The sequence below is a fragment of the Lentisphaera marina genome (genome assembly GCF_028745505.1).
Lineage (GTDB): Bacteria > Verrucomicrobiota > Lentisphaeria > Lentisphaerales > Lentisphaeraceae > Lentisphaera > Lentisphaera marina.
The window spans coordinates 2,450,611-2,462,149 of sequence record NZ_JAQZZL010000001.1 but is presented as its reverse complement, the minus strand read 5'-3'; the positions used below and the strand labels follow the sequence as shown (position 1 = coordinate 2,462,149).

The 11,539-nt window shown below is 38.7% G+C and carries 7 protein-coding genes; 2 read left to right on the top strand and 5 right to left on the bottom strand.

The features are described from left to right. Window positions 1-149 precede the first annotated feature (149 nt). Window positions 150-6,191: an alpha-2-macroglobulin family protein gene (locus tag PQO01_RS09905; protein ID WP_274313851.1), complete on the bottom strand. Its 6,042-nt coding sequence runs from the start codon at window positions 6,189-6,191 to the stop codon at window positions 150-152. 367 nt (window positions 6,192-6,558) lie between these two features. Between PQO01_RS09905 and PQO01_RS09900 the strand changes: the two genes are divergently transcribed. Further along, window positions 6,559-7,215, top strand: a complete 657-nt coding sequence (locus PQO01_RS09900; protein ID WP_274313850.1) for an SMP-30/gluconolactonase/LRE family protein — start codon at window positions 6,559-6,561, stop codon at window positions 7,213-7,215. A gap of 185 nt (window positions 7,216-7,400) precedes the next feature. On the opposite strand, the gene PQO01_RS09895 is transcribed toward PQO01_RS09900, so the two are convergent. Both PQO01_RS09895 and PQO01_RS09890 read right to left on the bottom strand, forming a co-directional pair. Further along, window positions 7,401-7,778 (bottom strand): hypothetical protein, encoded by a 378-nt coding sequence (locus PQO01_RS09895; protein ID WP_274313849.1) that lies wholly within the window; start codon window positions 7,776-7,778, stop codon window positions 7,401-7,403. Between the two features lie 169 nt (window positions 7,779-7,947). Further along, entirely contained in the window at window positions 7,948-8,277 is a 330-nt protein-coding gene (locus tag PQO01_RS09890) for a hypothetical protein (RefSeq protein ID WP_274313848.1), read from the bottom strand. 504 nt (window positions 8,278-8,781) lie between these two features. Here PQO01_RS09890 and PQO01_RS09885 point away from each other — a divergent pair. Continuing rightward, window positions 8,782-9,579: a phytanoyl-CoA dioxygenase family protein gene (locus tag PQO01_RS09885; RefSeq protein ID WP_274313847.1), complete on the top strand. Its 798-nt coding sequence runs from the start codon at window positions 8,782-8,784 to the stop codon at window positions 9,577-9,579. Window positions 9,580-9,622: 43 nt separating this feature from the next. On the opposite strand, the gene PQO01_RS09880 is transcribed toward PQO01_RS09885, so the two are convergent. Continuing rightward, complete coding sequence (locus tag PQO01_RS09880; RefSeq protein WP_274313846.1) at window positions 9,623-10,762, bottom strand: XylR family transcriptional regulator; 1,140 nt, start codon at window positions 10,760-10,762, stop codon at window positions 9,623-9,625. A gap of 63 nt (window positions 10,763-10,825) precedes the next feature. Then, the gene (locus tag PQO01_RS09875) at window positions 10,826-11,533 is read right to left on the bottom strand and encodes a 3-keto-disaccharide hydrolase (RefSeq protein ID WP_274313845.1); all 708 of its coding nucleotides are present in this window, start codon (window positions 11,531-11,533) and stop codon (window positions 10,826-10,828) included. Window positions 11,534-11,539: the final 6 nt, after the last annotated feature.

The following is an 11,539-nucleotide window of genomic DNA, read 5'->3' as shown; positions in this document are numbered from 1 at the left end:
TTACAGCCCTCTGTTTCAGTAGGCATGACAACATGCACCTCACGGTGCACGCTACAATTTATCGGGCTTTCAGCCCTAAGATGAATCATATTTATATTTTTCACACAGCCTCTAAATCGTGCTATACATACCAAGCAGAGCTCATAGTCTTAATCAACAATCTTTAGTTTAATCTCGTTGGAGTTGCCGCGTAATTCTGGAGAGTACATAGCTTCAACTCTTGCGGGTAGGGCTGAGAACTTACCTGGAATTTCGGCTTTCAGTTTATAGCGGAAGCTATGTTTACCACGACGCAGGAACTGGGTAAACATTGAAACTCGGTCATTGCGATATTCGATATAAACACCTGGGTTTTCTCTGCTGTAACCACTCTGAACAGAGATGGCTTCCATGCCGGCAGCTTTTGCGTCTTCGATTAGCAAGTATTCATAGTCGTTTTTACTCTCAATGATCAACTCAACTTCAATTAAATCACCACTTTGCACAGTATCGTTATTGTTGATCAATTGGCGTTGGTACTTTTCAATTTTTTGCTGATGAGCATGACCTTTTGAGGTGCTCACATATTTGTCTGCATCAAGTTCGATAAGTTTGTAAAGCCTTCTTTCAATTTTGACTTCTAAGCCATTCTTGCTGATAAAGTCCTCTAAGCTGAAGTAGTCGAGGTAATCATTGATATAAAGTGGCGAATCACCTTTTTTACGCAGGGTGATTTTCTTTTGTCCACCTTGAAGTTCTTCGCCTGAAAGAAGGACTTTGGAATCATAAGAGAATAGATTCTCACGATTGATTTTGATATCTTTGACCACTTTATCATCAACTAAAATTTCAAGATCCATATCACTTTCCAATTGGCCCGATTTTTTCATGAAGCCAGCTAAAGCCTCAATGATGAGTGCGGTGTCACGAGTGGAATTCCAGTAGTAGCCATGACGACGATTATTGATAAGATATTTGCTTAAGTAAGCAGCGGTTTTTCCTTTAGGATCAACTGCCGTCATCAGTTTTAAATACCAAGCCATAGTTTCTGTTTGCGAACCATACCAGAACCAGTAATGTTGATGTTGAATATCTAAGTATGCAGTTTGATTCTCTTCATCAATCACTAAAAATTGTTCAATATTTCTTTTCAGTGAATTCATATCATCTTCTTTCTTTAAAAGCTGACATGAAAGAGCCATGATAGCTTTTGATTGTATCGAAAGATGATTCTTGTCTTTCATCAAGAAGCTATACATCTCATTATTATATTTCTTGTTTTTAGTCAAGATATAGAAGATAAATGCATCGAGATTGTCCGCATGACTTTTGCCTTTTTTAGAATCCTTCTGATGTGATTTTAAAGAATCTAATTGTTCCTTTTGGTATCTTTGTAACCACCTTAAACCATTGTTGAAGATGTTTTTATAGATTTGATTCTGGTTTTTAAGTGAACTTAGGCCATTAAGGACGACTGCAGTTGTGTGAGGGTATGAACGTTCTCCATGTCCAGAAAACCAACCCCAGCCACCATCAGAGTTTTGCATATTATTGAGGCGGTTAATTCCCGCTTGAATCATATCTTGGACTAAAGCCTCAGAGAACACTGGTGTATCATCAAAAATAGGATCACCATTGACGTCATAAGCGATAATATGTTTCTGCTTCCAGCGTTGCGCTCTTTCACTTGGATCACCGAGTTCCTGGGCATTTAAATTGACTCTTTTTTGGCGAATATCTTCAAGTGAGAAACCAAGATCCACTAAAGTTTGCTGCACGACTGCAGTTGGGATGAAGCGGTTTAGGGTTTGTTCGGTGCAACCATAGGGGTAACTGACCAAGTAGGGGAGTGCATCCAACATCGCACCTGCTACGCTTGGAGAATAATTCATTTGCCAATATGTGCTGTCTGGTCGGAATTTTTTGGGAATATCAATCATAAAGCTCAGCTCATTTTTGGATTGTTCCATAAAGTGACTTCTAGCTTTGAGAATTTGCATGCCATGGACTTTAACGGGCACAGTTAATTGCATCGCATCAGATTCTTTTTTGTTGAGTGCTTTCACTGTAAGTTGCAAGTCACCTTCTTTGATGATTTTAAAACGCCAGTCAATGCGCTTTTGACCATGGGGCTCAACTTTGACAGAAAAGGAATTTTTACCAATTAATTTAGCTACATCTGAGTTTTCTAAAGTCACTTCAAATTCTTCGGCTGAATCCAACTCATTATGAAGGTTAGCAGAAATGATCACTTCATCTGATTCAATAAGGAAGCGTGGCACTTGTAAGCGAAGCATGACATTTTTACGGGTTTTGATTTCTGATTTCTCCTGGCCAACAGCCACATCTTTGTTGATATACCAGGATTGAATCTTCCAGCTACTGAGATTTTCCGGTGCTGTAAAAGAGATTTTTCCTTGACCGTTTTTATCAAGTAAAACTTTGCCATTCCAGTAGGCCAAGTCAGCAAATTTTGTTCTGACTTTGACTTCTGTGGTTTCGCTGTTTGATCCATCATCGCCGAAGGCATCATCAGATAAAGCCCCCGAAACGGCTACAGCTTCTACATCGGCAGCGAAGCTCATATCCGATGAAGCTTTAGCTTTTTTTTCTGACATAAATGAGCGACTCGATGTTGCTCTTCTATTAAGTGAACCGCTAAATAAAGTAACACCACTGTAATCACCAAACAGTCCGAGATTGCGCATTCTTTTCTCATTGTTTAGGTAAAGATTCCAAAAGTTTTTGGATAGGCTTGTATATGTTTCCGGATTAAAATGACGTCGCCATTTCCACATAACTTCATTGATATTGGGAAGTTTGGCTGAACCAGCGATGTAATCTATCGCTCGATCATAGACGCTTAAGGCAATCAGACCAGAAATAGCCTTGTCTTGTAAATCGCTAGCTTGGATATCAATTTTGACTTCCTCGCCCGGTAGGTATTCTTTTTTATCAGTACTGACCTTAAGTTTTACTTGCTTATCCATAGGAGGTAAAAAGATTTCTTTATAACTGTGATGAACTTGGCCATCATAGATAGTCATAGCTTCTACAAAGATATTAGGCATATCATCTATACTTAAAGGCAGTTCATAGATGCTTGATTTACCATCTAATTTTACTTGGATTGGCTTTGAATAAACATTGTGATGTGGTCTTAAAAACAGCCAAACGGTAGCATCTCGACGTGCTGTATTAATCATTAATTTTGCGCTTTCGCCAGCTTTGTATTCTTTTTTATCAAGAATGAGTTCGAGTTTGTTAAATTTCACTGAGTCTACCGGTACCTCTTTGCCATGGCAGTAGAAGATTGTAGATCCTTCAGCTTGATGGTTACCATTATCAAGAAGTAAACTCGCGCGGTACTGCCCAGCTTTCTGAGCTGTTAAATCAATTGAGTAATTGCCATTTTTAACTTCTCCATCCTGCTCAAATATGACTTTTTCCTGGGCTTCACCATCTTTATAGGTAATTTTGTAAAGCTTAAATTTAGCTTTCCCATCAATGGCTTTTTGACTGGCATTTTGAGAGCGGAATGAAGCCACAATCTTATCGCCCTCGAAATAATATCCTTTATCAAGCCATGAGTACACTTTAAAGGCTTCTCGGGTTACCGGAATAGTAGAATTTGCCATAATAGTTCTTCGGGAATCATCAGTGACTTCTACTTCAATTGAGTATTGATGATCCTTATCGCCATGAAGAATCTTTGCCATTGCTGTATCAATGGTAGTTTTTATTTTGCCGTTGGCATCCGTTTTTAGTTCCATTGATGCAACTAATTCTGGTGTTTGATGATAATTTCTATACCATGAATAGATAGGGCGCTTACAAGCCCAATTATCCCAGCCTGGATACCAATTATACTCCGGGCTAAACCACCAATAACCATTGCCATAAAACCAATCCCATGGGCTATAGGGGAACCATCTTAAATCAAAGTTCTTACGAGTGACTTTAACTTTGGCCTTAGCATTTTTTACCGCTCCGCCAAAGTAATAATCCGCGCTGATTTCAAGTGGAATTTTGTCACCTAAAAGAATGGTTCCTTCGGGAACTTTGACTTTGACTTCGAATTCTGGTTTTTTATATTCTTCTACCCTAAACTTTTGGTAAGCATGATGGATGCGGATGGACCAGTTTCCAAGCATTGCTTCTGCAGGGAGTTCAAATTCTCCAGTTAAACTTCCATGTTCATCGTATTTATGTTTTTTGTCGTAAACTTTTTCTCCTTTAGGATTGTGAATCCGAACTGTTGTGGATGAATTCCTTATTAGTTTAGGGTTCTTGTAGTCGACATAAGCACTCCAAGCTGAAAAGTGAATTTTTTGAGCCGGTTTATAAACAGGGCGGTCGGTAATCACATAGGTTTTGTTTTGGCTGTATAAAGTTTTTGGATAATGACCCAACCATAGAGATTGATAATTGCTGAGCCCAAAACGATTTTGATCTTTGATTTGGCAAGAGATTTGCCAGTTTTTACCATCGCGTTTAATGATGTCTGAACCAATATTAATCCAACCATTTTCATCAGTTTTTTTGGTGAATTTAAAGCTGTGATAATTATAATATCTCTTACTGAGTTGATTCAATTTTCTATGGTCGATCCATTCCTTTCTGTAAGCAAAGAATTCTACATTGACATTCTTTAAAGGCTCACCAGTTAAACTATCGCTAAACATATAAAGCTGTGCCTTATCAATCGCTTTTTTGCTAATGACGCTGTCACTTAACCATACAAGAGAACGCGCGATTTGGCCCTTTTCATTCTTCGCTTCAATGAGATAAACTCCGGTCTTTTGTAATGGTAAGTTGATAGTGATAATCTTATCGAAGTGATTTTCTCTTGGTTCCAGCTTTAATTCCCAAGAGGCTTTTTCCTCGCCTAGGAATTTTTTTGCAGATCCATTAATTAGTTCATGGCCAAGATTATGGTGATGATGACGATAAGTAAGTTGGATTGGGTTAGCTTCAATGTCGCTTTGATAAGCCTTAATTAATGAATCAATTTTAACTTCTCGAGCTTTTAAGGTGATTTCTTTACTATTGCGAAACTTGTATTTTAGTTCAGCTTTGCCTGGTAGTTGTACGGAACTCTCTAAAAACTCTCCAGTTGGAGCTTCAATATGTTTAATGCGCTCTAAGATCCATTTTCCTTGTTCCATTTTATAGAGTTGTTTATAGTGCTGAAGAGCTTTTTGGTACTGCATGCGATTGAGATACGCTTCAGCTAAATTTTGACTTAGTAGATGATTCCGCTCTTTGAGCTTGTGCCATATCTTTAAAAAATTGTGCTCATCAGGAAGCTTAAACCTCTGAATGCCTGTCGCTAAATAAGCAATAGTTTCATCATCTGAAAGCGTTTTCAATTGCTCGACAAATTTTAATTGGCTTTCCCCTTGCATGGAATACCGAGAGTAGCTTCGGATTGTCTGTACGCCAAATTGCTGGTAAGATAATTTGGCTCGTTTCTCAAGCTCGTAACGATCATCTTCGGAAACTTTGCTGTATTCAGTTAAGAGCCAGCGCCACCTTTCACCATCATTCTTGGCTTGATTTAAAGACTCTGGAGATTCATAAAAAATTGGAGATCCATCATTATTGACCGGGGCGCCGCTAGTGTCATTTGAATAACGGCCGGGTCCGTAGTCAGCTGGAGTATTTAAGTCAGTTAAATACTGCAAACGCCAAGATTGTCCTATGTGTCTATTCATCATAAGGATGTCGATGGCTGTTCGTAGAAGGTCTTTGTGTAGTTTTTCATCATCGTTGATATCTATGGCCTGGAGGATTAGAGCTAAGGCTCTGCTACGATTTCGTTCAGTACCATTTAATTGTTCAGTATTTCTTTGCCAAGTCCATTGGCTACGAATGATTTTATTATCAATTTTAATGAACTGATGGCCTGCCTTGTAAAGAGCATTGGCAACTTGTTTTAAAGCGATTGGGTCATTTGGATAATTTTCTAAAATTGTATCTAAAAGTGGGTCCAGTAATTCTTGCTTGTTAAAATTTTGCAGGCACTTATTAAGTTCAGACAAGCTATGATCATTCTGTTGCCAATTAATCTCTTTACCGGAATAAAATTCTTTATATTTCTCAAAGGCTTCCCGGTAGTTCTTTTGTTGATGAAGTTTATTAGCTTCTTTAATCAAATCAGCTGCATAGACTGGATATACCAAGACAAGCAAAAGCAAAAATCGCCACATAATTTAAATTCCTATTTTTTACTTATGACGCTCCAATCATCATTTTATTACATGACTTTTCATTAAAAATGATATTTTTTTCTTAAGGACCAAACCTTTTAAAGTTTTTTTCTAAAAAGAAGGGGGGACCATATACTAGCGCTTGAGCTACCATAATGAGTTCTAGTTGTATTCGGAGCTCATTGATCACTCCAAAAATTGTGATTATAATTTTGCTTAAAATCCACAAAATCACTCAGTTTCTGTCATTTCATGCCCTACTTAATACGATAAAAACAAATTATCTCGGGTAATATGTAGACTCATGTACATATTAAGCTCTAAGCGAATATTTATGTTAATCAATTATTTATTTATGAGAAAGTATATGTACGCAAAAGTTGTTTTTACCCTCACAGTTCTTTTTTTGTCTTCTTTCCTTTGGGGAGCGGAGGATCTTGTCTTTGCTAAAAATTCCAAGTGGGAGACCTTATCCAAGGATCATCATGTTGCTGAAGACATGGCCTGGGATTCGGAGGAAAATTTTTATTTTACCGATGTTCCGCGCAGCCAACTTTTTAAAATTGATCGAAACAGTAATAAAAATACTCTTGTAGTAGCTGATACGGGTGTCGCCAATGGGATCGCCTTCGGGCCCGATGGTCGGCTCTATGGCTGTGGTCGCGACGGCATTGGATCCTGGAATATATCAACTTGGGAAGTAAAAGTTCACGGAGTAGGGGCTCATTCAAACGATCTGGGGGTCTTGGATGATGGAACCCTATTTTACAGTGACCCAAAAACCAATAGTGTTTGGCGACTGGATGGCAAGAGTAAAAAGCGCAGCAAGGCTCTGGCTCTTAATTTTAAACCTAATGGCATGACTTTAAGTCCTGATAAAAAGACTTTATTTGTGGCGGCATTCTTTAAAGATACCATTTATGCTTACAGCATTGATGATTCTGGTCAACTAAAGGATAAATTAGAAAAGAATTCAGAATTGTATATTTTTACAGATAAATTTTTAAGTTGCAAGGGAATTTGAAAATTGAATGGAGATGAAGCAAGTGGTGATAATAATTTAGTAAGAATTTGAGTCAATTAGCGAGAAGACTCGAATGAATTCTCGGAGGGATAATTTAGCCATAGCTACAAAGTGGTATTTGCTAAGAAATAGCAAAGTACCTTTCAGATTCAGGGATTGATGAACTATTCAAAATAGGAAGAGCATCAAAACGGATTAATGATTGCAGTTCCATCTGCTGCTTTAAGAGTTTTGACGACTTTCCCATTAATACTCATGGTGACTTTAACTTCACCCTTGGATAAAACCTCAATCCAGCTGGTGGCGAGTTGGTAGTCTCCAGCTTCTTTGATGTCGTAGTTCCAGCTTTTGTTAGCGGAAAGTGTTTCACTGTTTAAAGCGGCAAGGAAGCCGGCTTCATTACGCTCTTTTGACGACATGTTTGCATAGGAAATAGTTGTGGGGAAGGCTTCTTCATGCCAGCCGGAATCTGCTCGGACTAGATTGGGTGCTTGAAGGAGGAAGCCGAGTGCGAGAAGACCTTTCAAGGCTCCGTTGCTGTTTTTGTTTTTCGTTTTGTTCATAAATGATCTACTTAGAAATTATGTGGTAAAGCTTATTAAAAAGAAATTATGATGAGTGTTATCATTATGTTCCTTAAACACGGAGCAAGCTAAAATAATCTTTACAGGAGCGTGTCTATTTGTGAGCCTTCAGAGATGAACTTTGATTTTATTTTGCACTCTTATTTTGTCATATTGCGAATAAATAATAGAAAACGCCTATAAGCCACAGAGTAGATAATGTTTTCATAGTTGTGCTCAAAACCCCTTTTTGTGTATATTGATAAGCTACATGGTTGAGTAACAAAAGTATCGCAATGAGTATGTTTGCATATTTTGGGCCGGAGTAATCAGATTCTAACATCTTAACTAGGTGAATAATATTAAATCCTAAAATGACTAGAAGTATGGCTAAAAAAAGGTGCTTCCAAAAAGCTTTTTTTGGTGATGAAAGCTTTGGGTTCTTGATGTAAGTATCAGTATCCATGTTGACTGATTGTAAATTTTCTTTTGTTTTCATTTTACTCCATAAGTTTCGCAATAAATCAAGAGTTGAATTGTTATTACCAGGGTATTTAATTTACTTATAATTGTCATGAGAAATACAGTTGTGACATCTTTGTTATGAGATACACTCAGGGAATGATCAATTTTGAATTGTTATTAGGTCGGACCTACGGTCCTTAGAAGATGTTTATGGATTTTTAGTCACTTAAACCTATGCTGCTCAAACCAAAGGCGTAAGCAATAGGTTTAATTAACTAAGCTGACGGAGCATGCTAAAATAGGTCGAGCTTCCAGTCCTAGTACTGATTAAGTCACATAATGTGGTGCCCGACCTATCTCAGCGTGGGGTGCAGCCCCACGAAATGCATTGCTAATAAAAATTAAGGGCCGTAGGTCCGACCTAGTGATAATTGTGGTGCGAATTGATTATTAAATTTTGTAAATAAATAACAAAATCCAGTTATTTCCTTGGGTGGCTATTTACGCTAAGATAGTGAAAAAATTAAAGAGGTCACCAATGAAATCGTATAGAAATGGTCAAAACTATTTTGTCTCTCAAGAAGATAAAGGTTTTTTTCTTGAAAATGGTTATGTAAAGCTGGGTCAAGTTCTTAATGAAGAAGAACTTGAGTCTATAGAGCAGGTCTACGATGCGTTTAAAGACCGTAAGCTTGATTGTGTAAAAGAGATGGGCAAGGACTTTTGTGATATGTCACAGGATTTTTCTACAGACTTCGAGGATTATGCACTCATTAATGCTATGCTTCCCACTAAATATCATCCGGAGTTTGCGGGTAATATCTTTGAAAAATTAGCCACACAGATTTCTCGTCAATTACTGGGTGATGATATGGTCAAAGACTATGATCAGTTTTTGACTAAGAAGCCTGGTAAAGCAAAAGCATCTTTTGCGATGCATCAGGATATGGGCTACTGGCCGCTTACCAAAGACACACGTACCACGACATGTTGCCTGGCAATCACTCCATCGAAACGTCAAAATGGTTGCATCGGATTTATTCCTGGATCTGGTAAAGCCAAAGAATTAATTAAACATTCGACAAAGGATGATAACTCTCATACTTTGACACTTGACTTGCCGGAGGGTTCCCAACCTGTATTTGTCGAGGTCGAACGAGGTTCAATTACAGTTCACGACGAATGGATCGTTCACGGTTCGGGAGGCAATGTTTCGAATCAGTATAGAAAGACTTATGTACTGGCACACAGAGCAAAAGAAACGGTAAAAGAAGAAAGAGCTATGGGCTTTGATCACAGCCACAATTCCATAGACTTCCGCAATGTTGATGCTTAATAAAGTGATAGGGCTTACTGAATTCTTGATTTTTCAGTGAGCCTTATCTAGGCGAATGCTTGAGGCGAATTTCTTTAGGGCTTTTGCCGCAGTTATCTTTAATGACTTTGCTCATGTACTGAACGGTATTAAAGCCTGTTTTGAAAGCAATTTCATTAATTGAAAGCTGAGTGCCAATAAGTAAATCTTTGGCCTTTTTTATTTTAAAATCATTTATCCTTTCATGCACAGTTTGATCTAAAGATGTCTTAAACCTTTTTTCAAGGTTCGAGCGGCTGATTTCCAGTTTGCGGGCCACATCATCAACTCGAATACCACTGCATGCATTCTGACTGATAAAACTTAGAGCAGTAGAAATGATGGGGTCATCAATGGCGATAATGTCGGATGACTGACGAATACTCAAACCGCCAGGGGAAATAACTTTGCTGGAAACGGCTTTGCCCTGCATCATCTGATGAAGCAATTTTGAGGCCTCATACCCAAGTTGATCTGTACCTTGAATGACACTGCTTAAAGGCGGTGAAGAAAGTTCGCACATGAGTGGATCATCATCTACACCGACAACGGCAATATCCATAGGTACTTTTAAGTTAGCCCTGCGACAGGCTTCCAGAACCATTCTTGCCCTTGAGTCATTTGCGGCCATCAAGCCACAGGGCTTTGGCAGATTTTTTAACCATTGGACTAATGATTGCATGACTTGTTCCCGAGGCTCATTTTGACTCTGTTCAAATGTAGAAATACGACATTTATTTATTTGAGCAAACTTATTAAAGGCCTCCGAGCGTTCTTCTGCCCAGCCATTCATGGCACTCGGCAAAATATTGCAAAAGGCTAAATTTCTAAAGACGCAGTTGTATAAATGTTCTGCGGCAAGTTCGGCGATTGCCTTGTTGTCAGTATAGACATAAGGGATCTTTTCAGAAGTATTTAAGTAGCCTCCGCCAAGTCCAACGATGGGGATGTTTTGCTTGATAATCGTTTCGTAAACGGTCATATCATCTAGGTCTGCAATGATGCCATCACCATTCCAGCTAGTGAAATCAGGGATTTTTCTTTGGGGTTCATCTTCTATGTGCAAAGACCACTCATTGAGTTCTTTCGCAAAACGAGCTATACCGCTGACGATTGAACGATCGTACTGCTTATTGAGGTTTAATATGACGGCTACTTTTTTCATTGAGCTAAAGTACAAGTCTTCTCTTTAAATCATGTGTTGGGTTTTTTTATAAAAATATAAAAATTATTCATTTTTCGGAGCCTTAACACCTTCTGAGAACCAAATGTTGCGAAAACGCACAGGATTATTGTGGTCCTGCATACGAAGATTGCCTGCTGAAGTACTTGTATCGAGCTGAAAATTGTCCTGAATCAAAACATTGTTGTGATAAACCGTTATACTGCCCTTTGTTTTTTTGCCGTCAACAGTCTTACTGCGGGTGAAGTAAATATCATAACATTGCCATTTGCCCGGAGGACGACAAGCATTGACCAGAGGACTGCTCTTTTTGTAGAGGGCGCCGGCCTGGCCATCAGGGTAGGTCTTGTTGCGGTAGGAATCAAGTACCTGGACTTCTGGAAAGCCTTCGATGAAAACACCACTGTTACCACGACCCTGGCCTTTGCCTTTTACTACAGCAGGAGTGGCCCACTCAATATGAAGGTGGCCGTGACTTAGCAGTTTTTCCTGAAGGGTAATATAACCGCTTGGAGTGACGACTTCCATGGCTTTTTCATCTTTCAGAAGCTTCCATTGCGGATTTTCTGTTTTTGCTCTTTTGCTTTTATGAACCTCCCATCCTTTGAAGGATGTACCGTCAAAAAGAATGATTGCCTCTTTAGGAGCAGGAACAGGAGTGCCGTCATATTTGGGGGCAACAACTTTGGGAAGCTCCTGATTTTGAGCGAAGAGCATGGTGGGAACTAAAAGCATGTAGAGTAGGGCTCTCATAGAATA